The sequence below is a fragment of the Mesorhizobium kowhaii genome (assembly GCF_003253745.1).
GTDB lineage: Bacteria > Pseudomonadota > Alphaproteobacteria > Rhizobiales > Rhizobiaceae > Mesorhizobium > Mesorhizobium kowhaii.
The window spans coordinates 246618-273323 of the sequence record NZ_MZXV01000032.1 but is presented as its reverse complement, the minus strand read 5'-3'; the positions used below and the strand labels follow the sequence as shown (position 1 = coordinate 273323).

22 protein-coding genes are annotated in these 26706 nt (G+C 63.3%); 12 read left to right on the top strand and 10 right to left on the bottom strand.

The annotated features are described in order from the left end of the window. Nucleotides 1–155 precede the first annotated feature (155 nt). Nucleotides 156–1325, top strand: coding sequence for an Mrp/NBP35 family ATP-binding protein (locus B5V02_RS14135; RefSeq protein WP_111544774.1), 1170 nt, complete (start codon nucleotides 156–158; stop codon nucleotides 1323–1325). A 66-nt stretch (nucleotides 1326–1391) separates the two neighbouring features. Here B5V02_RS14135 and B5V02_RS14130 read toward each other — a convergent pair whose 3' ends face one another. Next, nucleotides 1392–1844: an SRPBCC family protein gene (locus tag B5V02_RS14130; protein ID WP_111544773.1), complete on the bottom strand. Its 453-nt coding sequence runs from the start codon at nucleotides 1842–1844 to the stop codon at nucleotides 1392–1394. A 146-nt stretch (nucleotides 1845–1990) separates the two neighbouring features. Between B5V02_RS14130 and B5V02_RS14125 the strand changes: the two genes are divergently transcribed. The 4 genes from B5V02_RS14125 to B5V02_RS14110 all read left to right on the top strand — a co-directional run bounded on the left by B5V02_RS14125 (nucleotide 1991) and on the right by B5V02_RS14110 (nucleotide 6763). Beyond that, complete coding sequence (locus B5V02_RS14125; protein WP_111544772.1) at nucleotides 1991–3796, top strand: IlvD/Edd family dehydratase; 1806 nt, start codon at nucleotides 1991–1993, stop codon at nucleotides 3794–3796. A gap of 237 nt (nucleotides 3797–4033) precedes the next feature. Next, nucleotides 4034–4858, top strand: a complete 825-nt coding sequence (locus B5V02_RS14120) for a chromate resistance protein ChrB domain-containing protein (protein ID WP_111544771.1) — start codon at nucleotides 4034–4036, stop codon at nucleotides 4856–4858. Continuing rightward, nucleotides 4855–6240: a chromate efflux transporter gene (gene chrA / locus B5V02_RS14115; protein ID WP_111544770.1), complete on the top strand. Its 1386-nt coding sequence runs from the start codon at nucleotides 4855–4857 to the stop codon at nucleotides 6238–6240. The genes B5V02_RS14120 and chrA overlap by 4 nt, the downstream gene beginning before the upstream one ends. A gap of 124 nt (nucleotides 6241–6364) precedes the next feature. Next, nucleotides 6365–6763 (top strand): hypothetical protein, encoded by a 399-nt coding sequence (locus B5V02_RS14110; protein ID WP_111545392.1) that lies wholly within the window; start codon nucleotides 6365–6367, stop codon nucleotides 6761–6763. Nucleotides 6764–6778: 15 nt separating this feature from the next. On the opposite strand, the gene B5V02_RS14105 is transcribed toward B5V02_RS14110, so the two are convergent. Together B5V02_RS14105 and pdxR are read right to left on the bottom strand one after the other, a co-directional pair. After that, a complete protein-coding gene (locus tag B5V02_RS14105) occupies nucleotides 6779–8365 on the bottom strand; it encodes a trimethylamine methyltransferase family protein (protein WP_111544769.1) in 1587 nt (528 codons plus the stop codon). 192 nt (nucleotides 8366–8557) lie between these two features. After that, nucleotides 8558–10051, bottom strand: coding sequence for a MocR-like pyridoxine biosynthesis transcription factor PdxR (gene pdxR, locus B5V02_RS14100; protein ID WP_111544768.1), 1494 nt, complete (start codon nucleotides 10049–10051; stop codon nucleotides 8558–8560). A gap of 323 nt (nucleotides 10052–10374) precedes the next feature. Here pdxR and pgi point away from each other — a divergent pair, with 323 nt between their 5' ends. Both pgi and B5V02_RS14090 read left to right on the top strand, forming a co-directional pair. Continuing rightward, nucleotides 10375–12018: a glucose-6-phosphate isomerase gene (pgi, locus tag B5V02_RS14095; RefSeq protein WP_111544767.1), complete on the top strand. Its 1644-nt coding sequence runs from the start codon at nucleotides 10375–10377 to the stop codon at nucleotides 12016–12018. 5 nt (nucleotides 12019–12023) lie between these two features. Next, nucleotides 12024–12746, top strand: a complete 723-nt coding sequence (locus B5V02_RS14090; protein WP_111545391.1) for an HAD family hydrolase — start codon at nucleotides 12024–12026, stop codon at nucleotides 12744–12746. Here B5V02_RS14090 and B5V02_RS14085 read toward each other — a convergent pair. Continuing rightward, nucleotides 12743–13480: a class I SAM-dependent methyltransferase gene (locus tag B5V02_RS14085; RefSeq protein ID WP_111544766.1), complete on the bottom strand. Its 738-nt coding sequence runs from the start codon at nucleotides 13478–13480 to the stop codon at nucleotides 12743–12745. The two genes, B5V02_RS14090 and B5V02_RS14085, sit on opposite strands and share 4 nt — an antisense overlap. Next, nucleotides 13477–15516 (bottom strand): long-chain fatty acid--CoA ligase, encoded by a 2040-nt coding sequence (locus B5V02_RS14080; RefSeq protein WP_111544765.1) that lies wholly within the window; start codon nucleotides 15514–15516, stop codon nucleotides 13477–13479. Before B5V02_RS14080 ends, B5V02_RS14085 begins: the two co-directional genes overlap by 4 nt. 456 nt (nucleotides 15517–15972) lie before the next feature. On the opposite strand from B5V02_RS14080, the gene B5V02_RS14075 reads away from it, so the two are divergent. The 5 genes from B5V02_RS14075 to B5V02_RS14055 are packed head-to-tail and all read left to right on the top strand — an operon-like array spanning nucleotide 15973 to nucleotide 21211. Continuing rightward, nucleotides 15973–17571, top strand: coding sequence for an ABC transporter substrate-binding protein (locus B5V02_RS14075; RefSeq protein WP_111544764.1), 1599 nt, complete (start codon nucleotides 15973–15975; stop codon nucleotides 17569–17571). Between the two features lie 43 nt (nucleotides 17572–17614). Then, nucleotides 17615–18622: an ABC transporter permease subunit gene (locus B5V02_RS14070; RefSeq protein WP_111544763.1), complete on the top strand. Its 1008-nt coding sequence runs from the start codon at nucleotides 17615–17617 to the stop codon at nucleotides 18620–18622. A 26-nt stretch (nucleotides 18623–18648) separates the two neighbouring features. Further along, entirely contained in the window at nucleotides 18649–19533 is an 885-nt protein-coding gene (locus tag B5V02_RS14065) for an ABC transporter permease subunit (RefSeq protein ID WP_245445963.1), read from the top strand. After that, nucleotides 19533–20384, top strand: coding sequence for an ABC transporter ATP-binding protein (locus B5V02_RS14060; protein ID WP_111544761.1), 852 nt, complete (start codon nucleotides 19533–19535; stop codon nucleotides 20382–20384). The genes B5V02_RS14065 and B5V02_RS14060 overlap by 1 nt, the downstream gene beginning before the upstream one ends. Continuing rightward, nucleotides 20381–21211 carry a dipeptide ABC transporter ATP-binding protein gene (locus B5V02_RS14055; protein ID WP_111544760.1) on the top strand — a complete coding sequence of 277 codons (831 nt, stop codon included), beginning with the start codon at nucleotides 20381–20383 and terminating at the stop codon, nucleotides 21209–21211. Before B5V02_RS14060 ends, B5V02_RS14055 begins: the two co-directional genes overlap by 4 nt. 261 nt (nucleotides 21212–21472) lie before the next feature. Here B5V02_RS14055 and B5V02_RS14050 read toward each other — a convergent pair whose 3' ends face one another. The 5 genes from B5V02_RS14050 to B5V02_RS14030 form a co-directional block, all read right to left on the bottom strand. After that, nucleotides 21473–22762 carry a cysteine desulfurase-like protein gene (locus B5V02_RS14050; protein WP_111544759.1) on the bottom strand — a complete coding sequence of 430 codons (1290 nt, stop codon included), beginning with the start codon at nucleotides 22760–22762 and terminating at the stop codon, nucleotides 21473–21475. Nucleotides 22763–22809: 47 nt separating this feature from the next. Then, on the bottom strand, nucleotides 22810–23484 hold the full coding sequence (locus B5V02_RS14045) for an amino acid ABC transporter permease (RefSeq protein ID WP_111544758.1): 675 nt from the start codon (nucleotides 23482–23484) through the stop codon (nucleotides 22810–22812). A 161-nt stretch (nucleotides 23485–23645) separates the two neighbouring features. Beyond that, nucleotides 23646–24443 (bottom strand): ABC transporter substrate-binding protein, encoded by a 798-nt coding sequence (locus B5V02_RS14040; RefSeq protein WP_111544757.1) that lies wholly within the window; start codon nucleotides 24441–24443, stop codon nucleotides 23646–23648. Nucleotides 24444–24533: 90 nt separating this feature from the next. Further along, nucleotides 24534–25733, bottom strand: a complete 1200-nt coding sequence (locus tag B5V02_RS14035) for a pyridoxal phosphate-dependent aminotransferase (RefSeq protein ID WP_167458491.1) — start codon at nucleotides 25731–25733, stop codon at nucleotides 24534–24536. 189 nt (nucleotides 25734–25922) lie between these two features. Next, nucleotides 25923–26684 (bottom strand): HpcH/HpaI aldolase family protein, encoded by a 762-nt coding sequence (locus B5V02_RS14030; protein WP_111545389.1) that lies wholly within the window; start codon nucleotides 26682–26684, stop codon nucleotides 25923–25925. Nucleotides 26685–26706: the final 22 nt, after the last annotated feature.

The window sequence follows — 26706 nt, the reverse complement described above, 5'->3', positions numbered from 1 at the left end:
GGAGGGCTCAATGGCGACCGCCGGTCTGCAAAATGCCGACTGCTCCGACACCGCCCGTCGTTTTTGCGGGCACACCAAGGCAGCTATTGCTCCACGGCTTGGTTCTGTCCGGAAACTGCACTATCTCAAGCGAAAGCCTGCATAAGGAAGAACTGATGTCCGTTACCAAGGAAATCGTCACCGAGCGCCTGAAGACGGTCAATGGGCCGGATTTCACCGGCAACATCGTCGACCTTGGTATGGTTTCCGAGATTTTCATCGCCGATTCCAAGGTCTTCTTCTCGATTACCGTTCCCGTTGCCCGCGCCCAGGAGATGGAACCGCTGCGCGCGGCTGCCGAGCGCGTCGTCAAGGCTATCCCCGGTGTCGCCGGCGCCGTCGTGGCGCTGACGGCGGAAAAGAAAGGCGGCGGCATGGAGGCGCCGGTTCCATCGCGCCCGGCACCCAGGCCGGCTCCGCCCGCCGCCGCGCCGCGTGCCGCTCCGCACGCTCCTGCTTCGCACAGCCAGGGCAAGCGTGGCGTGCCCGGCATCGAAGCGATCATCGCGGTCGCTTCCGGCAAGGGCGGTGTCGGCAAGTCGACCACTGCCGTCAATATTGCTCTTGGCCTCGCCGCCAATGGTTTGCGCGTCGGCGTGCTCGACGCCGACATCTATGGCCCCTCCATGCCGCGGCTGCTCAACATCCACGGCCGGCCGCAGACCGTCGACGGCAAGATCCTGAAACCGATGGAAAATTATGGGCTTAAAGTGATGTCGATGGGCTTCCTCGTCGATGAGGAGACGCCGATGATCTGGCGCGGGCCGATGGTGATGTCGGCGCTGACGCAGATGCTACGCGAGGTCGAATGGGGCCGGCTCGACGTGCTCGTCGTCGATATGCCGCCCGGCACCGGCGACGCGCAACTGACCATGGCCCAGCAGGTGCCATTGGCTGGCGCCGTCATCGTCTCGACGCCGCAGGATCTGGCGCTGATCGACGCCCGCAAGGGCCTCAACATGTTCAAGAAGGTCGACGTGCCGCTGCTCGGCATCGTCGAGAACATGAGCTATTTCATCGCTCCGGATACGGGAAAGCGCTACGATATCTTCGGCCATGGCGGCGCCCGCCGCGAGGCCGAGCGTCTGGGCGTCACCTTCCTTGGCGAAGTGCCGCTCGAGATGGGCATTCGCGAGAGCTCGGATGCCGGCACGCCGGTGGTTGTCTCGAAGCCTGACGGCGCCGAGGCAAAGATCTACCGGGATATCGCTTCGAAGGTTTGGGACCGGATCAATGAAGAGCGTGGTGCGGCCGCGGATGCCGTGCCGAGCATCGTGTTCGAGTAGTTTTTTTCGTTCGGTAGGCGGCGCTAGCCCCAGAGAAGCCAGGCGTCGTTCAAGCGAGGAAGTAAGCTAAGCCGCGCCGACCTTCTCGCCGAAGCTGGAAAAAAACTGCCCGGCCAGTTTCTTTGAGGTCGATTCGATCAGCCGGCTGCCAAGCTGGGCGATCTTGCCGCCGACGTCGGCCTTTGCCGCGTATTTCAGCACCGTGGTACCCGGCCCATCTTCGGTCAGCGTCACATCGGCACCACCCTTGGCGAAGCCGGCTATGCCGCCCTTGCCTTCGCCCTGGATAGTGTAGGAGTGCGGCGGCTTGAGGTTCTTGAGCGTCACCTCGCCGTTGAACGTCGCCTTGATCGGCCCGATCTTCACCACCACGGTCGCCGACATCTCGGTCGGCGACTTCATCTCCAGGCTCTGGCAGCCGGGAATCGTCGCCTTCAAGACCTCGGGATCGTTCAGCGCTTCCCACACTTTCTGCAGGGGCGCGGCAATGCGCTCCTCGCCTTCGATCACCAAAGCCATGAAAACCTCCCTGACAAGATTGATCGAAGCCGTAACGCACGGCTGGGTGCATGTCTATCGCACCAAAGTCCGGTTGCGACCGTGCGCCCTCTTGCCTGCTCCCGCGCGTTGCCATATCGATTTGTCTTACAAATACGGAGACCACGATGGCAGGCGCCCCCACAGACAAGAAAAAATTTCGCTCGCAGGAGTGGTTCGACAATCCCGACAACCCGGGCATGACGGCGCTTTATCTGGAGCGCTACCTGAATTACGGCCTGACGCGGGCCGAACTGATGTCCGGCAAACCGCTGATCGGCATCGCCCAGACCGGTTCGGATCTCTCGCCCTGCAACCGCCATCACATCGAGCTGGCCAAGCGCGTGCGCGAAGGCATTGTCTCGATGGGCGGCATTCCGTTCGAGTTCCCGTGCCATCCGATCCAGGAGACCGGCAAGCGTCCAACCGCGGCTCTTGACCGCAACCTTGCCTATCTCAGCCTGGTCGAGGTGCTCTACGGCTATCCGCTCGACGGCGTCGTGCTCACCATCGGCTGCGACAAGACAACGCCAGCCCTGCTGATGGCGGCGGCCACCGTCAACATCCCGGCGATCGCGCTGTCGGTCGGCCCGATGCTCAACGGCTGGCATAAGGGCAAGCGCACCGGCTCCGGCACCATCGTCTGGGAATCGCGCCAGCGCCTGTCGGCCGGCGAGATCGACTATGACGAGTTCATGGACATCGTCGCCTCTTCGGCGCCGTCCACCGGTTATTGCAACACCATGGGCACCGCCACGACGATGAATTCGCTGGCCGAGGCGCTTGGCATGCAATTGCCGGGTTCGGCTGCCATTCCCGCTCCCTATCGCGAGCGCGGCCAGATTTCTTATGAGACCGGCAAGCGTATCGTCGAGATGGTGCATGAGGATTTGAAGCCGTCCGACATCATGACGCGCAAGGCCTTCGAGAATGCCATCGTCGTCAATTCGGCCATTGGCGGCTCGACCAACGCGCCGATCCATCTCAATGCGATTGCCCGCCATCTCGGCGTGCCGCTCGACAATGACGACTGGCAGAAGATCGGCCACAAGATCCCGCTCATCGTCAACCTGCAGCCATCGGGCGAATATCTCGGCGAGGATTACCACCATGCCGGCGGCGTGCCAGCCGTGGTTGCGGAATTGATGAAGGCCGGATTGCTGCCTTTCCCCGAAGCCGTGACTGTCAACGGCAAGACGATCGGCGACAACTGCAAGGGGGTCGCCAACGAGAACACCGACGTCATCCGCACCGTCGCCGAGCCGCTGAAGGCCAATGCCGGCTTCATCAACCTCAGGGGCAATCTGTTCGATTCCGCGATCATGAAGACCAGCGGCATCTCGCCGGAATTTCGCGAGCGCTATCTCTCCAACCCGAAGGATCCCGAGGCTTTCGAAGGCAATGCGATGGTCTTCGACGGGCCTGAAGACTATCACGCCCGCATCGACGATCCGGCGCAAGGCATCGATGAACATACAATCCTGTTCATGCGCGGCGCTGGCCCGATCGGCTATCCCGGTGGCGCCGAGGTCGTCAACATGCAGCCGCCGGCATACCTGATCAAGAAGGGCATCCATGCGCTCGCCTGCATAGGTGACGGTCGCCAGTCCGGCACTTCGGGTTCGCCGTCGATCCTCAACGCCTCGCCGGAAGCCGCGATCGGCGGCGGGCTGGCGCTGCTCAAGACGGGCGACCGTGTCCGCATTGACCTGCGCAAGGGCACGGCCGACATCCTCGTCACCGACGACGAGATCACCCGGCGCCGTGCCGAACTGCAGAACAATGGCGGCTATCACTATCCCAAGCACCAGACGCCCTGGCAGGAGATCCAGCGCGGCATGGTCGCGCAGTTTTCAGAGGGAATGGTGCTGAAGCCGGCGGTGAAATACCAGGACGTCGCCCACACCAGCGGTGTCCCCAGAGACAATCACTGATTGCTCTCAGGGACAAACCCTGATGCTGCATCGAGGACAGGCGGCCGATCAATTAGGCCGCCTGTCGTTTTTCCATTCAGCATGGCGCGCCCCGACCGGTAGGTCGAGAAACGCTCACGATCCTTGACAAGCCCGCGCGATGTATCCACCATGATGGCAAGGGGTGCATCGCGACGACCCCGTGAGGCGTCAGCCCAACGTTCGCGTCCAAGCTTCTCTTTCCAGGAGGTGGACGCCATGCCGTCAACAACCGCTATTACCGTATCGCAACTATCCCGTCTGATCGGTCTGCCAGGCGCGCCTGTCATCATCGATGTCCGTATCGATGAAGACTTCGACGCTGATCCGCGCCTGCTGCCGGCTTCGAGCCGGCGCGATTTCAAAACCGTTTCGACCTGGGCACCGGCGTTCACCGGCCAATCGGTGGCGGTCGTTTGCCAGAAAGGGCTGAAACTCTCGCAAGGTGTCGCCGCATGGCTGCGCCATGAGGGCATTTCCGCCGAAAGCCTCGACGGTGGGTTCGAAGCCTGGCGCGATGCAAAGGGGCTTCTGGTCCGCACCGACGCCTTGCCTTCGCGCGACGAAAAGGGCCGCACGGTGTGGGTGACGCGAGCCCGCCCAAAGGTGGATCGGATCGCTTGCCCCTGGCTGATCCGACGTTTCGTCGATCCTCACGCGATCTTTCTGTTTGTCGAGCCGGCCGAAGTGCCTGCCGTGGCCGATCGCTTCCAGGCCGTGCCTTTCGACATCGACAATGTGTTCTGGAGCCATCGCGGCGAACGCTGCACCTTCGACACGATGATCGAGGAGTTCGGGCTGGAATCCGAGGCGCTCGATCGCCTTGCCCTGATCGTGCGTGCGGCCGATACCGCAAGCCTCGACCTTGTTCCCCAGGCTGCCGGCTTCCTGGCTGCTTCGCTTGGCCTGTCGCGCATGTTTCGCGACGATCTGGAACAACTGGAAGCAGGTATGCTGCTCTACGATGCGTTCTTCCGTTGGTGTCGCGACGCCACGGAAGAAACGCACAACTGGCCCAGTGCAGGCGCGGGTAAACCGTCATGAGCGCGCTTGTCTCGCAAGATGCGGTGGTCCAGCCGCCGGCTGCACCGACCTTCTCCGAAGCCATGAAGCTCTGGGCAAAAATCGGACTGCTCAGCTTCGGCGGGCCGGCCGGGCAGATCGCATTGATGCACAAGGAACTGGTCGAGGAGCGGCGCTGGATCGGCGAGCAGCGTTTCCTGCATGCGCTGAACTACTGCATGCTGCTGCCTGGCCCCGAGGCCCAGCAACTCGCCATCTATATCGGTTGGCTGCTGCACAGGACGATCGGCGGCCTTGTCGCCGGCATCCTGTTCGTCGTACCGGGCGCGCTCGTCATGCTCGTCCTGAGCAGCCTCTACGTGCTCTATGGCGACGTGCCGCTCGTCGAGGCTCTGTTTTTCGGGGTGAAGGCGGCGGTGCTTGCCATTGTCATCCAGGCGGTGATCCGGATCGGACGGCGTGCCCTGAAGAACCGGGTCATGGTGTCGATCGCGGTCTCGGCTTTCATCGCCATCTATGCGTTGAATGTGCCGTTCCCGCTCATCATCCTGCTCGCGGGCCTGACAGGATGGCTGGGAAACCGCATTGCTCCGGCGCTGTTTTCCGGCTCGGCACATGGCAAGGACGATGTTGCCGACATCAAGGGAGCGGTCGACCTGATGTTCGAGCGCGGCGAGTTGGCCCACCTCAGGCCGACGAAATGGCATGCGCCACGCACGATTGCGATCTGGCTGCCGATCTGGTTTGGGCCTGTTCTGCTGATCTGGTGGCTTACCGGCTCTGCAAGCGTCTGGACCGAGATAGGCCGGTTCTTCAGTCTCATGGCGGTCGTCACCTTCGGCGGCGCCTATGCGGTGCTTGCCTATGTCGCCCAGGCAGCCGTCCAGTCCTTCGGCTGGCTCGCCCCCGGCGAAATGGTCGACGGTCTTGGGCTTGCCGAAACGACGCCGGGTCCGCTCATCCTGGTGTTGCAGTTCGTTGGCTTCATCGCCGCCTTCCGCCACTCTGGCTCGCTGGACCCGCTGCTTGCCGGATCGCTGGGGGCGTTGCTGACCCTGTGGGTTACGTTCACGCCCTGCTTCTTCTGGATATTCCTCGGCGCGCCCTATATCGAGGCCCTGCGCGGCAACAAGGCCTTGTCGGCAGCACTTGGCGCGATCACCGCCGCTGTTGTCGGGGTGATCACGAATCTGGCTCTTTGGTTTGCCTTGCACGTCATTTTCCGTGAGGTGCACGCGCTGGGCCTCGGCATGAATGTGCCGGTGTTTTCGTCGATCGACTGGCGCGCTGCGCTGCTTTCCTGCGCCACCATGATCGCCGTCCTGAAGCTGAAAATCGGCATGCTGCCGACGCTTGCCGGGTCTGCTCTTGCCGGTGTCTTGCTGCTGGCGGCGAGTGGCTGACAGGCACAACGACAAGAGACCTAAAGCGCGTCGCGTGAATGCGTTTCGACGCGACGCACGTCAAGTCACTGCTTTGTATTCCGCTTGCCAACCACCTAAGTGGTTGGAAACGGATTGGAACATCATGGCGGGACGACGCTCTTCCCTCGGCTTCCTCGGAATGTTCGGCCGCTCGGGCGACTTGAGACAGCTCGATGCGGCATTGCGCGGCGCTGACCTTCATCCCGCCCTTGTGCCGGAGGGCGTAAAACTCACCATCGTCAATCTGATGAAGGATCGCTGGCCCGACGAGCCGCCAGCCCAAGCCTATCCAGACGTGGCGCGACTGTTCAGCTATTGCATCGCCGGACCGGAAGCCTTCGAGCGATCCAATGGTCTTCGGAACAGGCTGGATGCAGAGCGCCGGATCGAGGCCGCCCTTGAAACCGGCGACAGTTTCGATGCGCAAATCGTGCTGATGACACTGCACGCCAAGCTGATCAGTGCCGCAGTCGTCGAGCGCTATGGGCTCAACGCGGACTGATTGTTTTGCGAAGGCCTACCCGCCCATGCTGCCGCGCGGCAGCTTGATCATCTCGCCAAAGCGGGCGCGCAGTCTGTCGTCGATCAGCTTGGGCACATGGCGCGGAAAGCGCTCGGCAAGCACGCGTTTCTTCTCGATGATCGCCCGCTGCAGGATGTCGGGCCGGCCCTTCTCGTTCCATTCCTTGGGCGAAAAGCGGTCGCCGACGGCCGGATAGAAATATTCGGTCTGCATCAGCCGCAGCGTCTGCTCGTTGCCGAGATAGTGGCCCGGACCCTTCAGGCAGACATCGGTGATGGTGTCGATCGACAATGCCTCGTCGGTCACCTCGATGCCGCGCACGCAGCGCAGGCAGTGGCCGAGCATGTCATTGTCGATGATCAGGCTTTCCAGGCAGAAACCGAGCAGCGAGGCGTGCATGCCGGCCGATTCGTAGACCAGGTTGAGCCCGGCAAGGCCGGCCATCACATCGGTGATGCCCTTTTCATAGCCGGACTGGATGTCGGGCAGTTTCGAATCCGTCATGCCGGCGGCCGAGCCGCCCGGCAGGTCGTAGAACTGCGCCATCTGCGCGCAGGCCGAGGTCAGCACCGCCTGCTCGGCCGAACCGCCCGACATGGCGCCGGTCCTGAGATCCGACACGAACGGCCAGGTGCCGAAGATCGCCGGATGCCCCGGCTTGATGGCGTTGACATAGACGAGACCGGCCAGCACTTCGGCCACCGCCTGCACCACCGCGCCGGCAATCGCCGCCGGGGCCGTGGCACCGGCCTGTCCGGCTGACAGCAAGAGGATCGGGATGCCGCCTTCGACGCAGGCTTCGAGCACGCCGCAGGCGTCCTCGGCGAATTTCATCGGCGGCACGACGAAGCAGTTGGAGTTCGAGACGAACGGCCGGGCGCGGAAATTCTCCTCGCCGCCGGCAATGGCATAGAGCATTTCGAGCGCCGGCTGCACGTTCTCGCGCACCGTGAAGGAGGTGCCGACATGCTTCGATGTGCCCATCACGCAGGCATAGAGCGTGTTGAAATCCATATCGAGCGGATCGGGAATGTCGCGCGGCACCATCGGCCGCTGGAAGAAATGGATGTTGTCGAGCCCTTCGACGAGGCGGGCGGCGTCATAGATGTCCTGCAGCAGCGACTCGCGGTATTCGCGCTTCTCGACATCGACCAGATGCACGGCAGCGCCCGCCGTGCCGTAATGCACGCGCTTGCCCTTGATCAGCATGTCGTGCTTGGGGTCCTGGCCGTGCAGCGTGAAATGCCGTGCCGCTTTCTTGATCGTGTCGAGCACGAGAGCGCGGGGGAAGCGGACGCGGCCATCGTCGCCATAGCTGGCGCCGGCCTCGGTCAGTGCTTCGATGCAGGAGGGAATGGCATTGGCGAAGCCAACCGTTTCCAACAGGGTTAGCACAGCCTCGTGGATGCGTTCCTGGTCGTTCTGGGTCAGCGGTCCGTAGCTGCCGCCTTCGAGGCCGGCGCGCACCGGCTTGATGTCGTCGGCCAACGGTGCCGCCCGCATGGCGCGGCGCGCTTCGCGCCCGCCGGAGCGGCGCGAACGCTGATCCGCCGCCGCTTCCTGCTTTTCAAGAACTGACATGGAAGACACTCCACCTTTCCGAGAAGCAGGGCGCGGCGGTTGGTCCACCATCGGCTGCTTCTTCCCCTTTGTGCCCCGACTATGCCGCCGGCATTGGCCCAGCCTATGAGCCAGACGGTCCGGTTGCATATGCCAGGGCTAATGGAGTCGGAGCCACGCTGTGCGGCTCCGACCAAGGGGTCGGGCGATGGATCAGGCGGCGGCCGGCCTGCGTCCGGCGGCGGTAGCCAGTTCGCGGATGCCTGGCTCGATGTGCTGCAACGCGATCGAGGAAATGCCCAGCCGCATGAAACGTGAAGGCTTTTCAGTGCGATCGAAGAAACGGTCGCCCGGCTCGATGATGACGCTGCGCGAGGCGGCGGCCTCGGCCAGTCCGCGCGCATCGGTGCCGCGCGGCCCTTCGAGCCACAGCGATGTGCCGCCGGCCGAATCGGTCGAACGCCATTCCGGCAGGAAAGCGGAAATCGCATGGACCAGGCGCTTGCGCCGCTCGTCGAAGGCACTCGACAGCCGCCGCACCAGTGCCTCGTGGTGGCCAAGCGACAGGAACAGCGCGACGGCGCGCTGGTTGTTGGCCGGCGGATGACGCAGCATGAAGCGGCGCAGCGCCCTGAGTTCGGAGATTAGTCCAGCCGAAGCGACGATGTAGCCGAGCCGCAGGCCCGGAGCCAGCGTCTTCGACATCGAGCCGACATAGACGACGCGGCCGGAGCGGTCGAGGCTCTTCAGCGCCTGCTGCGGCGCCTCGTCGAGAAGCTGGCTGTCATAGCCGTCCTCGATGATGATCTGGTTGTAGCGGTTGGCCCGCGCCAGGAGATCCTGCCTTCGTTCCGCCGACAATGGCACCATGGTCGGGCAATGATGGCTGGGCGTGACGAAGACGAACCCGGAATCATTAGCAATAGAAGCGGTTACGATGCCGGACTGGTCTACAGGCACCGGCTGTATGTCGGCGCCCGCAAGGCGGAAGATCGAGCGTGCGTCGGGGTAGCCGGGGTCCTCCATCGCCACCTTGGAGCCCTTGCTCATCAGCAGCGTCGCCAGCATATAGAGCGCGTTCTGGGCGCCCAGCGTGACTATGATCTCGTCGGGATTGGCGAAGATGCCGCGCCTGGGCAACAGCCGCGCCTGGATCTGCTCGATCAGCAGTGGATCGTCGCGATCGACCATGTCGGACGCCCAGTTGCGGATTTCGAGCACGGCAAGCGCCATGCGGTTGCACTCACGCCACTCGGCGGTCGGGAACAGCGCCGGGTCGAATTGGCCGTAGACGAAGGGGTAGGACGACTTGATCCAGTTCTCGTGCTTGGCCGGTGGCGGCATGTCGCTGGCGGCGATCTTGCGGCGTGCCTTCCAGTCGATCTCGTTGGCCTGGTCGGGCGCCTTCTGGTGCGGCTTGGCCGGTGTTGCCAGCACATCGGGATTGACGAAATGACCGCGCCGCTCGCGTGCCACCAGGAAGCCTTGGTCGACGAGCTGCTGGAAGGCCAGCACCACGGTTCCGCGCGCCACGCCGAGTTTTTCGGCCAGGATCCGGCAGGAAGGAAGCGGCATCGAAGCAGCGATCTGGCGGTCGAGAATGGCGGCCACGATGGCTTGGCGGATCTGTGCCTGCAGGGTCTGGCCGGATTCGGCCGAAATCCGGAACAGGCCGGACCATATCGCCGTGTCGTTTCGCTGTGGCATGGAAGATGTTCCTCGATGGCCAGCTTTTTTCGCTTGGCTGGACCAGTCGAATGTAACGGTGGCACAAGGGGTTGCGCCAATCAATTTTTCTGATCGTTGGGATTTATGCCAGTGATCCTTCGGCGGAAAATCCAGCACTGCGCCCACCGCGTGACGCGGGTACGTCATCGCCGCGTGGCGATTGCGTCATCGCCCGCGTGACGATTCGCGTCATCGCCTCCGTATTGACCGGACAGAATTCGGCTCACTAGTTTTGGCGCGACGACACGCGCCGGAAACATCCGGTCTGATATGGTGCGTCGAAAACGCCAGGAGTCCCGCCAGTGGATCAGTCAGCCTTCCAGAAACAGCTCGCCGCCTTGCGCGATCATCGCGCCGCGGCGCCAGCCAGCATGCGCCAGGCCTTCGTCGCCGATCCGCAGCGGTTCAAGACGTTCTCCGCCACCGACGGCGACCTTTTGCTCGACTGGTCGAAATGCGCGGTCGACGCGGTCACCATGGATCTGCTGGACAAGCTCGCCAAGGCAGCCGATCTCGACGGTCGCCGGGCGGCGATGTTCGCCGGCAAGAAGATCAACGTCACCGAAGACCGCGCCGTGCTGCACACGGCGCTGCGCAACCTGACCGGCAAGGGCGTCACCGTCGATGGCCAGGACGTCAAGGCGGACGTCACTGCCGTGCTCGACGCGATGGGCGCCTTTGCCGATGCCGTGCGCTCCGGCAAGGCGGCCGGCGCCACCGGCAAGAAGATCACCGACATCGTCAACATCGGCATCGGCGGCTCCGATCTCGGCCCGGCCATGGCGACGCTGGCGCTGGCGCCCTATCACGATGGGCCGCGCGCGCATTACGTCTCCAACATCGACGGCGCCCATATCCACGACACGCTGAAGGGCCTGTCGGCCGAAACCACGCTTTTCATCATCGCCTCCAAGACCTTCACCACTGTCGAGACGATGACCAATGCCGAGACGGCGCGCAAATGGGTCCAGGAAGCACTCGGCAAGGAAGCGGTCGGCAAGCATTTTGCCGCCGTCTCGACCGCGCTCGACCTGGTGGCCAGGTTCGGCATCGCGGCCGACCGCGTCTTCGGCTTCTGGGACTGGGTCGGCGGCCGCTATTCGCTCTGGGGTGCTATCGGCCTGCCGGTGATGATCGCCGTCGGCCCGCGGAATTTTCGCGCCTTCCTCGATGGCGCGCACGAGATGGACGAGCATTTCCGCACCGCGCCCGTGCAGGAGAACCTGCCGGTGCTGCTGGGGCTGGTCGGCTGGTGGCATCGCGTGATCTGCGGATACCCGGCGCGCGCCGTCATCCCCTATGACCAGCGCCTGTCCCGGCTGCCGGCCTATCTGCAGCAGCTCGACATGGAATCGAACGGCAAGAGCGTCACCCTCGAAGGCGTGGCGGTGACGACGCCGACCGGACCGTTGGTCTGGGGCGAGCCCGGCACCAACGGCCAGCATGCCTTCTTCCAGCTGCTGCACCAGGGCACAGATTTCATCCCGGTCGAATTCCTCGCCGCGGCCGTCGGCCACGAGCCGGACCTCAAGCATCAGCATGATCTGCTGCTCGCCAACTGCCTGGCGCAGTCGGAAGCGTTGATGAAGGGCCGCACGCTGGAGGAGGCACGCGCCCAGATGCTGGCCAAGGGCATGAAGCCGGCCGAGGTCGACAAGATCGCCCCGCACCGCGTCTTCTCCGGCAACCGGCCCTCGATGACCATCCTTTACCGCAAGCTCGACCCGAGCACCTTCGGTCGGCTGATCGCGCTCTACGAGCATCGCGTCTTCGTCGAGGGAACGCTGTTCAACATCAACTCCTTCGACCAGTGGGGCGTCGAGCTCGGCAAGGAACTGGCCACCGGCCTCTTGCCTGTCGTGGAGGGCAAGGAAAGTGCCGCGAAGCGGGATGCCTCGACCGCTGGCCTGGTGGGATACATCCAGCATTTGCGTGGATCGGAGTGAAGAGTTTGGCAGACATCAAGGGAATATTGTTCGACAAGGACGGGACACTTGTCGACTTCAACGCGACCTGGCTTGGCATTGCCGATTTCATGGCCATGGATGCGTCCGACGGCGATCGCTGGAAAGCCGACAGGCTGCTGGCCGCGGCCGGCTTCGATTTCGCCAACAGACGCTTCAAGCCCGATTCGATCTTTGCCTCGGGCACCAACATGGATGTCGTCGAGCTGTGGTTTCCGCGGCTGTCCGACGAAGACCAGATGCTTGCCGTCGCCCGCTTCAACGAGATCACCTCGGTGCAGGGGTCGGCAATGGCGGTGGCGCTGCCGGGCGTCGTCGAGACGCTCACTGCCCTGCACAGGAAATCCTACCGGCTTGGCGTCGCCACCAACGATTCGACCAGCGGCGCGGAAAAGACGCTGGTGACGCTCGGCGTCGCCCAGCTGTTCGACGCAGCCTATGGCTACGACGCGGTCGCCAATCCGAAGCCGGCGCCCGACACCATCCTGGCCTTCAGCGATCTCACCGGCTTGCCGCCATCGGCGATCGCCATGGTCGGCGACAACCGCCATGATCTCGAAATGGCAAGGGCCGGCGGCTGCGGGCTGGCGATCGGCGTGCTCTCCGGCACCGGCACCCGCGAATCGCTGGCCGGGATCGCTGACGTCATCCTGGACTCCGTTGCCGATCTGCCGGACTTCCTTTCGGCACGGGTCAAGGAAACGATCTAGCGGCCGGATATACCCTCGAAACGAAAGACACCGCTCTTCGGCGCGCTGTCTTTCGTCTGGCCGAAATCCGGCACCTGGTATTCGGCAAGCAGGCGCAGCCGCTGGCGTGGCAGATAGGCGCGGCCCGGGTCGCCGACCAGAACCTCGATACCGGCGCCAAGGCAGCGCTCGAGGAAAGGCATGACGCGGTCGGCGACGTCCTGTCCATAAAAGACGTCGCCGGCGGTCACGACATCGACCGTGGGCGGCGGTCCGCCGGTAATATCCTGCGCCATGACCGACATCGCGACGCCGTTCGCCGCCGCGTTGAGAGCGAGAGCGGCAACGCCGTTGCGGTCTATCTCGGCGGCGATCACCGCGCTCGCCCCGGCCTTGGCCGCGGCAATGCCGACAAGGCCGGAACCGGCGCCGAGGTCGAGCACGCGGCGACCGGCCACGGTTTGCGGATGGTCGAGTATATAGCGCGCAAGCACGGCGCCGCCGGCCCAGGTATAGGCCCAGTAGGGCGGCTGCGGCTCGGGTCCATCTTCGTCCGCCTCGACCGTGTCGTCGTCAGCGTCGGAGCTTTGCTTCGGATCGGTAAGCCGCCTCAGGCCGCTCGCCGGATGAGCCGTATAAAGCCTGATCTCGGGAAGCGACGGCACCGGGGCGATACGCATGTTCGCCCTGATGAACTCAGTCGGGTCAGGACGGCAAGGTGCATCTACGGCGCCCAGGCCGTCGGCTGCCGTCATTCGCGCAGCGCCCGCCGCAGGATCTTGCCGACCGGCGTCTTCGGCAGTTCGGTCCTGAATTCGATGTATTTGGGCCGCTTGTAGCCGGTCAGGTTCTCGCGGCAAAAGGCGATAAGCGCCTCTGCGGTCAGCGCCGGATCCTTCTTGACGACGAACAGCTTCGGCACTTCGCCCGAATGCTCGTCCGGCACGCCGATCGCCGCCACTTCGAGCACGCCCGGATGCATCGCCACCACTTCCTCGAGCTCGTTCGGATAGACGTTGAAGCCCGAGACCAGGATCATGTCCTTCTTGCGGTCGACGATCTTGGTGTAGCCGCGCTCGTCCATGAAGCCCATGTCGCCGGATTTGAAATAGCCGTCCTTGGTCATCACCTTGGCGGTCTCGTCCGGCCGGTTCCAGTAGCCCGCCATCACTTGCGGCCCCCGGATGCAGATTTCGCCGACCTCGCCGAGCGGCAGATTGTTGCCGTCGTCGTCGCGGATGGCGATCTCCGTCGACGGCAGCGGCAGGCCGATGGTGCCGGTGAAGTCGCTGGCGCTGAACTTGTTGGCGGTGGCCACCGGCGAGGTTTCCGACAGCCCGTAGCCTTCGGTCACCGGACAGCCCGTCAGCGCCTTCCAGCGTTCGGCGACGCCCTTCTGCACCGCCATGCCGCCGCCCAGCGTCAGCACCAGCGGCTTGAAGTCGAGCTTGCGGAAGTCCTCATTGTTGAGCAGTGCGTTGAACAGCGTGTTCAAGCCCGGAAAGATGTGGATCGGATATTTCTGCAGTTCCTTGACGAAGCCGGGAATATCGCGCGGGTTGGGAATGAGCACATTGCGCGCACCTTGCTGCATGCCCATCAGCGCGTTCACCGTCAGCGCGAAGATATGATAGAGCGGCAGGGCGCAGATAAAGTTCGGATGCGCCGGTTTCGGCTTGATCGTATAGGCGTCTTCCATCCACTGCGCGTTCTGCACGACATTGGCCAGCACGTTGCTGTGCAGCAGCGTTGCACCCTTCGAGACGCCCGTGGTGCCGCCCGTATATTGCAGGAAGGCGACATCGTCGGCCGCCACCTTGGCTGGCTTGAAGCCCACGCCGCCGCCGGCCTTCACGGCGGCGTTGAACTTGACATGGCCGGGCAGCGACCATGCCGGCACCATTTTCTTCACCCGGCGCACGACGAAATTGACGATCGTGCCCTTCAGTCCGCCGAGCATGTCGCCCATCGCGGCGACCACGACATGCTTGACCGCCGTCCTGGCGATCACCGCCTGCAAGGTGTTGGCGAAATTCTCCAGGATGACGATGGCTTGTGCGCCGGAATCCTTAAGCTGATGTTCCAATTCACGCGGCGTGTAGAGCGGATTGATGTTCACCACGACATAGCCGGCGCGCAAGACGGCCATCATCGCCACCGGGTATTGCAGCACGTTGGGCATCATCAGGGCAACGCGTGCGCCCTTTTTCAGTCCCTTCGATTGCAGAAATGCGCCGAAGGCCGCCGACAGCCGTTCGACATCGGCATAGCTGATAGACTTGTCCATACAGGTGAAGGCGGGCTGGGCGGAAAATTGCTTGCAGGCGGCGACCAGGAAATCGCCGATCGAGCTGTAGGGCAAGGCGCCGATTTCAGCTGGTACGCTTTTCGGATAGCTTTTGAGCCATGGCTTTTCCGGCAGGCCGGCTGCAAGCGCCGTCAGCACCTTCGGCAATCGCGAGGCCACGGCCGGCTTCGCTGCCGGTGGGGCCTTCGCCGCTGCAGCCGCCGCCACCGGCTCGGCGGCGGCGGCCTTGGCAGTGACGGGCTTGGCAGTGGCGGGCTTGGCAGTGGCGGGCTTTGCCGCGGACGTCGTCTTTCCGGCGGCAGGCTTGGCCGGGGCTTTGACCGCCGGCTTTGTGCTTGCCTTCACGGGTACGGTGGCCGCCTTCGGCTTGGCCGCGGCGGCTTTGGCAACGGGCGCTTTCGGCTTGACCGCGGCGGCGGCTGCCTTGGGCGCCGCCTTGGCTCCCGCTTTCACCGGCGCCATCGTCTTTGATGCTTTTGCCACCCGTTCCTCCCTGGATAATTCTTGTTCGTCCGTGCCGCGCTCGCCCCCGAATTGACAGAGACGTCCTCCACTGCTGCCTGGATTATCATCTATGTATTGCCTCTATCGGCGGCGGTGCAAGTCTTGCCCTTGCGGCAAGGCGGCGAAAGATTTGCCGCCGAAAATCTTTCCTGCCGACGACATTGCGAGCCGGTATCCTGCCGCACCCTCGGCCGGGCGAAGGCCGGCGCGGCGTCGATATCGCCAGATCGGCGATCAATAAAAAAATGCGGTCGTTAATAATCCCGTGAATGGAAAAAACTGCTAATTTTTTCTGCCATTTAGCAAAATCGCGGATTTTTTTCCTGCTTCCCGCGGGGTAAGCAAACGGGGTGTTCCAAAGCCGGAAAAACGGTGCTTATATGCGCGCTTCGCGAGCCTGATAGAGGGGCTTGGAAGAACATCAGGGAGTGCTCAATGAAAAAGAAACTCGCTTTTGCGGCCGCGTTGCTGGCCGCAAGCGTCCTGGGCGGCATGGCCAATGCAAAGACGCTTGTCTATTGCTCGGAAGCGTCGCCGGCCAATTTTGATCCGGGTACGACGACGGGCGGCAACGACTTCGATGCCTCGTCGCGTACCGTCTATTCGCGCTTGGTCGAATTCAAGCATGGCGGCACCGAGGTCGAGCCCGGTCTCGCCGACAAGTGGGAAATCTCCGACGACGGCCTGGTCTATACCTTCCACCTGCATCCGGGCGTTAAGTTCCAGACCACCGATTTTTTCAAGCCGACCCGCGACCTCAATGCGGATGACGTGGTCTTCTCGTTCGATCGTCAGTTCAACAAGGCGAATCCCTGGAACGGTGACAAGTATCTGCCCAACCTGACCTGGGACTACTACACCGGCATGGACATGCCGAAATACGTCGCCAAGTGGGAAAAGGTCGACGACCTGACCGTCAAGCTGACGCTGACAGAGCCGAATGCACCGATGCTGGCCAATCTCGGCATGGACTTCGCCTCGATCGTGTCGAAGGAATATGCCGACCAGCTGGAGAAGTCCGGCAAGATGGCCGATTTCTCCACCAAGCCGATCGGCACCGGTCCGTTCCAGTTCGTCGATTACCAGCTGGATTCGGTCATCCGCTATGCGGCCAACTCGGACTATTTCAAGGGCAAGGAGAAGATCGACGATCTCGTCTTCGCCATCACCCCTGACGCGACCGCGCGCATCCAGAAGGTGCTTGCCGGCGAATGCGACATCGCGCCCTATCCGAATCCTGCCGACATCGGCACGATCAAGGCCAGCCAGGACGTGACCCTGATGGATCAGGCCGGCCTGAACATCGGCTACATGAGCTACAACACCACCATCCCGCCACTCGACAAGCCTGAGGTGCGCCATGCACTCAATCAGGCCATCGATCGGGAATCGCTGATCAAGTCGCTGTTCCAGGATGCGGGCGCCACGCCGGCCGTAAACCTGATCCCGCCGACCATGTGGTCGTGGGACAAGGATGTGAAGTCCGATTCCTACGATCCGGAAGCGGCCAAGAAGGTGCTGGCCGCTGCCGGGCTGACGGAAATCCAGCTTTGGGCTTCCGATCGCGTTCGTCCCTACAACCCGAACTTCCAGCGTGCCGCCGAACTGATCCAGGCCGACTGGGCCAAGGTCGGCGTCAAGGCTGAGATCGTCAACTACGAGTGGACCAAGTATCGCTCTGAGGGCAAGAAGAAGGACCGTCCCGGCGCCTTCCAGATCGGCTGGACCGGCGACAATGGCGATCCGGACAACTTCTTCGCCACCCTGTTCGCCTGCTCCGCCATCGGTGTCTCCAACTACTCGAGCTGGTGCGACAAGGACTTCGAGGACCTGATCCAGAAGGCCAAGAAGACCAGTGACCAGGCTGAACGCACCAAGCTTTACGAACAGGCGCAGGTGGTCTTCCAGAAGCAGGCTCCGGCCTTCCTGCTGGCACATAGCCAAGTCTACGCAGTCGTGCGCAAGAATGTCAGCGGGTTCATGATGGACCCGCTCGGCATTCACCGCTTCGACGGCGTCGACAAAGCCGAATAAGAAATTGAGTGGGGCGGCGCCATAGAGCGCCGCCCCCTTCGCCATGCTCAAATATATACTCCACAGAATTGCACTTTTGATCCCGACGCTTGTCGGCATCACCATCTGTGCCTTCGCCTTCGTCAGACTGCTGCCTGGCGATCCCATCCTTGCCATGGCCGGCGAACACGGCGTGGCGCCGGCGCGTTACGAGGAGCTCAAGGAACAGTTCGGCTACAATCTGCCAATCTGGCAGCAATATGCACGCTATGTCGGTGAGGTCGTGACCGGTGATTTCGGGGTCTCGATCTCGTCCAAGCGCCCGGTGATGGAAGAGTTCAAGATCCTCTTTCCGGCAACGATGGAACTGTCGTTCTTCGCCATGATTTTCGCCATGGTGCTCGGCATTCCAGCCGGCATCTTCGCGGCGGTCAAGCGCGGCTCGTGGTTCGATCAGTCGCTCATGGGCACGGCGCTCGTCGGCTATTCCATGCCGATCTTCTGGTGGGGCCTGCTGCTGATCATCTTCTTCTCCGGCTACCTCGGCTGGACACCGGTTTCGGGCCGCATCGGCCTGCAGTTCTTCTTCAAGCCGATCACCGGCTTCATGACCATTGATACCTTACTCTATGGCAAATGGGATGCGTTCCGCTCGGCGTTGAGCCACCTGGTGCTGCCGGCGATCGTGCTCGGCACCATTCCGCTGGCGGTGATCGCCCGCCAGACGCGTTCGGCCATGCTGGAAGTTCTCGGTGAGGACTATGTCCGCACGGCGCGCGCCAAGGGCCTGTCGCCGTCGAGGGTGGTCGGCCTGCATGCGTTGCGCAATGCGCTCATCCCTGTGGTCACCACCATCGGCCTGCAGGTCGGCACGCTGCTTGCCGGCGCCATCCTCACCGAAACCATCTTTGCCTGGCCGGGCATCGGCAAGTGGATGGTCGATTCCATCTTCAAGCGCGACTATGTCGTCGTGCAGTCAGGTTTGCTTTTGATCGCCCTCATCGTCATGGCCGTGAACCTCATCGTCGACGTGCTCTACGCCGTCATCAACCCGCGCATACGGGCCGCGTGATGAGCCAGTCGACCGAAATCGCCCCAATGGCCGCCGGCAACCCTGACCGCCTGACCGGCTTCAGGACCTTCTGGCACTATTTCTCGGTCAATCGTGGCGCCGTAATCGGCCTGTTCGTCTTCATCCTGCTGGTGCTGGCGGCGCTGTTTGCGCCGCTGCTCGCGCCCCATGCTCCCGACATTCAGGACAAGACCGCGTTTCTGAGGCCTCCGGCCTGGCAGGCCGGCGGCAGCGCGCAATATCTGCTCGGCACCGATCCGGTCGGCCGCGACATCCTTTCGCGCCTGCTCTACGGCGCGCGCTTTTCGCTGCTCATCGGCGCGGTCGTGGTCACGCTGGCGCTCACCGGCGGCATCACGCTCGGTCTGCTGGCCGGCTATTTTCGCGGCTGGGTCGACGTGGCGATCATGCGCTTGATGGACCTCATCCTGGCGTTCCCGTCGCTGCTCCTGGCGCTCGTCCTGGTCACCATCCTTGGCCCGGGCCTGTTCAATGCGATGCTGGCTATTGCGCTTGTCCTGCAGCCGCATTTCGCACGGCTGGTGCGCGCTGCCGTGATGGCGGAGAAGAGCCGCGAATATGTCGTGGCGGCAAAGGTTGCCGGCGCCGGCCATATCAGGCTGATGCTTCGCACCATCCTGCCGAATTGCCTGGGACCGCTGATCGTCCAGGGCACCTTGTCGTTCTCCAACGCCATTCTCGAAGCGGCTGCCCTCGGCTTCCTCGGCCTCGGTGCACAGCCGCCGACGCCGGAATGGGGCACGATGCTCGCTTCGGCGCGTGAATTCATCCTGCGCGCCTGGTGGGTGGTGACCTTCCCCGGCCTTGCGATCCTGATCACCGTGCTCGCCATCAATCTGATCGGCGACGGTCTGCGCGACGCGCTCGATCCGAAACTGAGGAGATCGTGATGGCGCTGCTCGAGATCCAGAATCTCGTCGTCGAATTCCAGACCGCGTCAGGTTCGTTCCGGGCGGTCGACGGCGTCTCGCTGCATGTCGACGAGCGCGAAGTGCTGGCCATCGTCGGTGAATCCGGCTCCGGCAAGTCGGTCTCGATGCTGGCGGTGATGGGCCTGCTGCCGTGGACGGCCACGGTCACCGCCGACCGCATGAGCTTCAATGGCCGCGATCTCCTGAAGATGAGCCCGGCCGACCGCCGCAAGATCGTCGGTAAGGACATGTCGATGATCTTCCAGGAGCCGATGGCCAGCCTCAATCCCTGCTTCACCATCGGCTTCCAGATCGAGGAGGTGCTGCGTTTCCATATGGGTATGGACGGTGCGCAGCGCCGGGCCCGCGCCATCGAACTTCTGCAGCAGGTCGGCATTTCTGAGCCGGCCGACCGGCTGAATTCGTTCCCGCACCAGATGTCGGGCGGCCAGTGCCAGCGCGTCATGATCGCCATCGCCATTGCCTGCAATCCGAAGCTGCTGATTGCCGACGAGCCGACGACGGCGCTCGACGTCACCATCCAGAAACAGATCCTCGATCTGCTGGTCTCGCTGCAGGCTAAATACGGCATGGGCCTGATCATGATCACCCACAATATGGGCGTGGTGGCCGAGACCGCCGACCGTGTCATCGTCCAGTACAAGGGCCGCAAGATGGAAGAGGCCGACGTGTTGTCGCTGTTTGAATCGCCGAAGAGTAATTACACGCGCGCGCTTTTGTCGGCGCTGCCGGAAAATGCCGTCGGCGACCGGCTACCAACAGTGTCCGACATGCTCTTCGAGCCGGCGCCCTCGGGAGCCGCCGCATGAGCATCAAGGTCGTAGAAGGCAAGAACATCGTGCGCGACTACCATATCGGTGGCGGCCTGTTCCGCGGCCAGCGCACGGTGCACGCGGTCAAGGGCGTCTCCTTCAGCGTCGACAAGGGCAAGACGCTGGCCATCGTCGGCGAAAGCGGCTGTGGCAAGTCGACGCTTGCCCGCATCATCACGCTGATCGATCCGGCAACATCAGGCGAGCTGTTCATCGACGGCAACAAGGTCGACATCGCCAAGAACGGATTGACGAAGGAAATGCGCCGCAAGGTGCAGATCGTCTTCCAGAACCCCTACGGATCGCTCAATCCGCGCCAGAAGATCGGCGACGTGCTCGGCGAACCGCTGCTGATCAACACCGACAAGCCGGCCGCCGAGCGGCGCGACCTGGCCATGAAGATGCTGAAGAAGGTCGGTCTCGGACCCGAGCACTACAACCGCTATCCGCACATGTTCTCGGGTGGCCAGCGGCAGCGCATCGCCATTGCCCGCGCGCTGATGCTCAACCCAAGCCTGCTCGTGCTCGACGAGCCGGTCTCGGCGCTCGATCTGTCGGTGCAGGCGCAGGTGCTGAACCTGCTCGCCGACCTGCAGGACGAGTTCCAGCTGACCTATGTCTTCATCAGCCACGACCTGTCCGTGGTGCGCTATATCGCCGACGATGTGATGGTGATGTATTTCGGCGAGGCGGTCGAATACGGCTCGCGCGAGGAGGTCTTCGCCGACCCCAAGCACAGCTACACCAGGACGCTTTTCGCGGCGACGCCACGCGCCGACGTCGCCTCGATCAAGGCGAGGCTGGCCAAAAAGAAGGCCGCCTGACCGGGCGTGTCGATATTCAGGTGAGGCCGGCCTGCGAATGGCGGGTTCCTGCGCTTCCGGTGCTCACGTACTTTAAGTACGCTCCGCTCCGGTTCTCGGAAGCCACCATTCTCGACTCGGCCTGACCTGACTCTCAACACACCCTAATTCATGTCGCTCAAAAATTGGCCCCGGTTTTGAGGCAACGACATGCATGGAAACAAAGACTTAAAGCGCGTCGCATGAATCCGTTTCGACGCGACGCGCTTTAGGCCAAGCCGCTTACGACAGCTTGGCGATGATGGCGCGCAGCGCCTCGCCGAAGCGCCTGACCTCTTCGACAGTGTTGTAATGGACCAGCGAGGCGCGGATGGCGCCGCTGCCCATCGAGAGGTTGAGCCGCTTCATCAGCCGCGGCGCGTACATGTGGCCGTCGCGGATGCCGATCTGCATGTCGGCCATTTCCTCGACGATCCTTTGCGGGGACAGCTTGCCGATGTTGAAGCAGAAGGTCGGTACGCGTTCGGTGATGCGGGCTTCGTCGGCAACGCCGTAGATCGTCGCGCCGCAATCCTTGAGCACGGCGAGCATCTCGCGCGCCAGCACCAGCTCATAGTCGCGGATGGCGCCCATGCCGGCGACGATGTTGTCGCGGCGCGAGCGGTTGTTGGATGGCGCGAGATTGCGGCCGATCAGTTCGAGATACTGCACGGCCGCATCCATGCCCGAGACGTTCTCGTAGATGAAGGTGCCGGCCTCAACCTTGTAGGGTGGCTCGTCGGGGATGAAATCCTCGCGGAAGGTCGGCAGCCGCTTCAGCGTTTCGAAGCGGCCCCACAGGAAGCCCATATGCGGCGAGAAATTCTTGTAACCGGAACAGACGAGGTAGTCGCAGTCCCAGGCCTGCACGTCGATCAGCCCGTGCGGCCCGTAATGCACGCAGTCGAGGAACACCTCCGCGCCGGCCGCGTGGGCGATCCCCGCAACGGAAGCGACGTCGACGATCGAGCCGATCGAATGCGCCGTGACCGTGCAGGCGACGAGGCGGGTGCGGTCGGAAACCAGCGGCCGCAGATCGTCGACATGCAGATTGCCGTCCTCGCGCATCCGCCACCATTTGAACTTGGCGCCGGCGGACTCCAGCGCCAGCCAGGTGGCGATGTTGGCATCGTGGTCCATGTCGGTGATGACAATCTCGTCGCGCCCCTCATCTGGATGTTTGGAAAGCATCTGACCGATGCCGAGGCTGACCAGGCGGATGAACGAGGTGGCGTTCATGCCGAAGCAGATTTCGGCCGGGCTGGTGGCATTGATCAGCAACGCCACGCTCTCGCGCGCATCGGCGACCGACTGGTCGACGGTGACGCTGCGGCCATAGCGGCCGCCGCGCTGCACATTGTGCGAAACCAGATGGTTGGTCACCGCGTCGAGCACGCTTTGCGGGATCTGCGCACCGGCGGCATTGTCCATGAAGATGAAATCGCCGGCCCGCTGCAGGGCTGGAAACATGGCGCGGATGGTGTCGACGGGGAACGCGGTGGCGTTCGCATTGTCGGTTTGATGCTTGTTCACGGGCAGGCTCCTGCGAAGTGCTTGGCGGGTGGGATCGGTTGGCGAGGTCAGCGCGTCTTCTCGGTCTTGAAGCGTTCCTCAAGCAGGCTGACGAGGCGGACCATCGGCCAGAGGAAGATGAGATAGACAAGTGCTGCGCCGATCAGCGGCGACGGGTTGGCGTAGAGCGACTGCGCATTGGTCGCTTCCTTCAGGAGTTCCGGCAGCGCCACGGTCGAGGCGAGCGAGGTGTCCTTGAACATCGAGACGCAGTTGCTTGTCATCGGCGGGATGACCACGCGGATCGCTTGCGGCAGCACCACCTTGCGCAAGGTCAGCAGGAACGGCAGGCCAAGCGCCTGCGACGCCTCGAACTGGCCGCGCGGGATGCTCTCGATGCCGGAGCGGAACACCTCGGCCGAATAGGCCGACATGATGAAGGCGAACGCCGTCACCGCGGAGGCCCAGGACGACAGGCGGATGCCGAGGAACGGCAGCGCGTAGTAGATCAGGATCAGCACGACCAGCACCGGTAAGGCACGGAAGATGTCGGTGTAGCCGACTGCGAGCCACCGCAGCGGCTTTGGCGCGTAGAGCCGCACCAGGCTGATTCCCAGGCCGATGGGGATGCCGATGCCGATGCTCAGGATGCCGAGCAGCAGCGTGTTCAGGAAGCCGCGCAGCAGCGCCGGCAGGCTGGACATGATGACATCGGGGTTGAAGAAGGTGTCCAGCAGCGACATGGGAGCGTTCCCGAACCGTTTTGCGTCCCGTGACGCGAGAGCAAGACCCGAACACCGAAATCGGTTTCGCCGCATCGGCTGCGGCTCCGGGAAGGATCATCGATGAAAACGGGACGTGCCGGCCTTTCGAGCCGGCACGCCTGCGTTCTGTCAGTCGCCGCTCAGGCCTTCGGCAATGGCATTTCCTTGACGGTCGAGGAATCGGCCGGCGCGTCGCTGCCGAACCACTTCTTGTGGATGGCGGCCAGCGTGCCGTCCTTCTTCATCGCGGTCAGCGCGTCGTTCAGCTTGCCGAGCAGCGGGTGGTCCTTGGTCATCATCAGGCCGTACTGCTCACCGGTCTTGATACGCTCCTTGACCGTCAGGTCCTTCATCTTGGTGAAGGAATACTGCATGCCCGGAATGTCGCTGACAGCCGCATCGACGCGACCGGCGCTGAGATCGAGCAGCAGGTTCTGCTGCGTGTCGTAGCCCTTCACGTCGCTGAAGCCGTCGGCTTCCTGATGCGCCTTGACCCAGCTTTCGCCGGTCGAGCCGGACAGCACGCCGACGATCTTGCCCTTGAGGTCGGCTTCGGCCTTGATCGGGCTGTCGGTCTTGGTGGCGATGCCCATGTCGGAATCATAATAGGGCTGCGTGAACGACTGCGACTTCAGCCGCTCCGGCGTGATGGTGATCGACGAGATGGCGACATCGATGCGCTTCGAGGTGGTGGCGGCGAACAGCGCCTGGAAGCCGAGGTCGGCGATATCGGTGGTCATGCCGACGCGCTTTGCCGCTTCGTTGACGATGTCGACTTCAAAGCCCTCGAAGGTGCCGCTCTCGTTCTTGTACTCGAAGGGCGGATTGGTCGGGTAGGCGCCGACATTGAGCACGTCGGCGGCATAAGCGGCGGCAGGACCAGCGGCGATGCCGATGGCGGCGGCGAGAAGAATGAGATTGCGACGGTTCAGGTTCATTGGTGTTCCCTCTGGGGTGTTCCCTCTGGTTGTTGATCGGGCGGGGTTGGCCCCGCACGGTTTCTTGCCGCCTCACTTTTCGGCAGGGCGTCAATTCATGGCCGCGACCATGCGGTCGAGTGCGGTCGCTATCTCTTCGCGTTCTCGGCACACGCACATCCGCAGGAAGGCCGTTGCCGAACTTCCAAAGAGATGGCCGGGTGCCAGCCCGACGCGCGCCGTCTCAAGAATCCTGGCGCAGGCGCGACGTGCATCGCTCTCGCCTTCCATGGCAAAGAAGGCATACATGCCGCCGCGCGGTTTCGCAGGCAGGATGACGCCTGGAATCTGCGCCAGCCTGTCATAGGCGAGGTCAAGGCCGGTCCTGATCCGTTGCCTGATCTCCTCGACCAGCGGCTCGCCCTGGCGGATCGCTGCAACCGCACCGGCCTGGATTGGCGCGGCGGTGCCGCTGTTGACATATTGCGTCATGGCGCCGAGCTGGTCGGCCACCCCGGACGGATGCGTCAGCCAGCCGATGCGCCAGCCGGTCATCGCCCAGGCCTTGGAGAAGCTGTTGACCGACAGCACCCGGTCGCCGTCCTCGGCGATCTGCAGGATCGAGGGAGCAACGTCGCCGTCGAAATAGAGCCGGCCGTAGACCTCGTCGGAGATGATCCAGATGCCGGTGCGCCGGCTGAAGTCGAGCAGCGCGCGCATTTCTTCATCTGAGGCGGTCCAGCCGGTCGGGTTGGACGGCGTCGACAGGAAGATCGCCCGCGTGCGCGCATCGCAGGTCGCAAACAACCGGTCGAGGTCCAGATGCCAGTCGCCGTTGAAGTCGAGTGAAAACGGCCGCGGCTCGCCGCCGATCAGGTGGATGGCGTTGTGGATGTTGGGCCATTGCGGCGCGACATAGACGACGTTGGTGCCGGTATCGACCAGCAGTTCCAGCGCCAGATACAGCGCCTGCATGCCGCCCGGCGTGACCGTGGTGCGCGCGACCGGGATCGGCCGGCCATGGATGCGCGTCTGGTACTCCGACAGTGCCTCATTCAGGGGGCCATGGCCGCGCATGTTGGGAATGTAGAAAGTCAGGCCTTCATCGAAGGCCGCCTTGGCCGCATCGCGGATGAAGGCGGGCGTCACCATGTCGCCTTCGCCATACCAGAGTGCGATGACGTCGCCGAGCTCGCGCGCCCGCACGGCAAGGTTGGCGATGTTTTCGGTGTGAAGATCACGAATTTGGGCGCGCACGCCATCGAAAGCATAGCGCGCGCTGGACGATGACTGGGGCAGTATGAACGACAAGGACTGAAACCCCTCCCACCCGGAGCACCACGATGGATTGGCCGGCAAGCCCATCCGGCACGGCAGTCGCCATCGATCTTGGAATGCTTATCCAAAGCGCGGCGCTTTTCAAGGCGAAAGTTTTAAGCTTAAAAAGTTTGACCGGCCTGTTGCCCGGCCGATACGCCTTTTTGCCTAGCTGCGGCCGTCTCAGGTCAGTTCGGCGCGGGCGGCGGAGGTGCCGGCAGCAGCGCCCGCGCCGAGAAACATCGTGTCGCTGGCCAGCACGAAGAAGCTGGCGCCGATGGCTGCCCACTGGACCACGTCCTGCGGCTTTGCGCAGAAGATGCCTGATGTCCTGCCGTGAGCGACCGTCACACCGATGATCCTGCGGATCGCCTCGGTAAGCTTGTCGGCGCCTTTCGGTCCGATCGCATCGATCGACACCGAAAGATCGCCGGGTCCGACGAAGATCACGTCGACGCCGTCGACGGCCGCGATCGCTTCGATGTTGGCCAGCCCTTCGGCGGTCTCGACCTGGACCGCGACGACGATCCTGTCATTGGCGCCGGCGAGATATTCGGGAATGCGATAGCCGTAGCCTGCGGCCCGGCCGGGTCCGACGCCGCGCTCGCCCCGCGGCGGATAGCGCGAGGCTTTGACGGCCATCGCCGCCTGGGCGGCAGTCGAGACGCGTGGGATCAGCACGCCTTGCGCGCCGCTGTCCAGCGCGGTCTGGATCGCTTCCGGCGCATGGCCCGGAACGCGCGCCATCGCCGGCACGCGATGCACGTCGGCCGCGCGCACCATGGTCTCGATCATGTCGCGCGATATCTGGGCATGTTCCCAGTCGATGCAGAGAAAATCGAGACCGGACTGCGCCATCACTTCGACCGCGACGGGATGGGGAATGGCGACAAAGGAACCGACGAGGTTCGTCTTGCCGATACATTTCTGACGGAACTCGCTCATGCCCATCCCTTTCTCGCTTTGC

Bases quoted from the DNA above. Each gene is read 5' to 3' on its own strand.
- B5V02_RS14135 (WP_111544774.1), top strand. From the start codon at position 156: ATGTCCGTTACCAAGGAAATCGTCACCGAGCGCCTGAAGACGGTCAAT.
- B5V02_RS14130 (WP_111544773.1), bottom strand. From the start codon at position 1,844: ATGGCTTTGGTGATCGAAGGCGAGGAGCGCATTGCCGCGCCCCTGCAG.
- B5V02_RS14125 (WP_111544772.1), top strand. From the start codon at position 1,991: ATGGCAGGCGCCCCCACAGACAAGAAAAAATTTCGCTCGCAGGAGTGG.
- B5V02_RS14120 (WP_111544771.1), top strand. From the start codon at position 4,034: ATGCCGTCAACAACCGCTATTACCGTATCGCAACTATCCCGTCTGATC.
- chrA (WP_111544770.1), top strand. From the start codon at position 4,855: ATGAGCGCGCTTGTCTCGCAAGATGCGGTGGTCCAGCCGCCGGCTGCA.
- B5V02_RS14110 (WP_111545392.1), top strand. From the start codon at position 6,365: ATGGCGGGACGACGCTCTTCCCTCGGCTTCCTCGGAATGTTCGGCCGC.
- B5V02_RS14105 (WP_111544769.1), bottom strand. From the start codon at position 8,365: ATGTCAGTTCTTGAAAAGCAGGAAGCGGCGGCGGATCAGCGTTCGCGC.
- pdxR (WP_111544768.1), bottom strand. From the start codon at position 10,051: ATGCCACAGCGAAACGACACGGCGATATGGTCCGGCCTGTTCCGGATT.
- B5V02_RS14085 (WP_111544766.1), bottom strand. From the start codon at position 13,480: ATGACGGCAGCCGACGGCCTGGGCGCCGTAGATGCACCTTGCCGTCCT.
- B5V02_RS14075 (WP_111544764.1), top strand. From the start codon at position 15,973: ATGAAAAAGAAACTCGCTTTTGCGGCCGCGTTGCTGGCCGCAAGCGTC.
- B5V02_RS14070 (WP_111544763.1), top strand. From the start codon at position 17,615: ATGCTCAAATATATACTCCACAGAATTGCACTTTTGATCCCGACGCTT.
- B5V02_RS14065 (WP_245445963.1), top strand. From the start codon at position 18,649: ATGGCCGCCGGCAACCCTGACCGCCTGACCGGCTTCAGGACCTTCTGG.
- B5V02_RS14060 (WP_111544761.1), top strand. From the start codon at position 19,533: ATGGCGCTGCTCGAGATCCAGAATCTCGTCGTCGAATTCCAGACCGCG.
- B5V02_RS14055 (WP_111544760.1), top strand. From the start codon at position 20,381: ATGAGCATCAAGGTCGTAGAAGGCAAGAACATCGTGCGCGACTACCAT.
- B5V02_RS14045 (WP_111544758.1), bottom strand. From the start codon at position 23,484: ATGTCGCTGCTGGACACCTTCTTCAACCCCGATGTCATCATGTCCAGC.
- B5V02_RS14040 (WP_111544757.1), bottom strand. From the start codon at position 24,443: ATGAACCTGAACCGTCGCAATCTCATTCTTCTCGCCGCCGCCATCGGC.
- B5V02_RS14030 (WP_111545389.1), bottom strand. From the start codon at position 26,684: ATGAGCGAGTTCCGTCAGAAATGTATCGGCAAGACGAACCTCGTCGGT.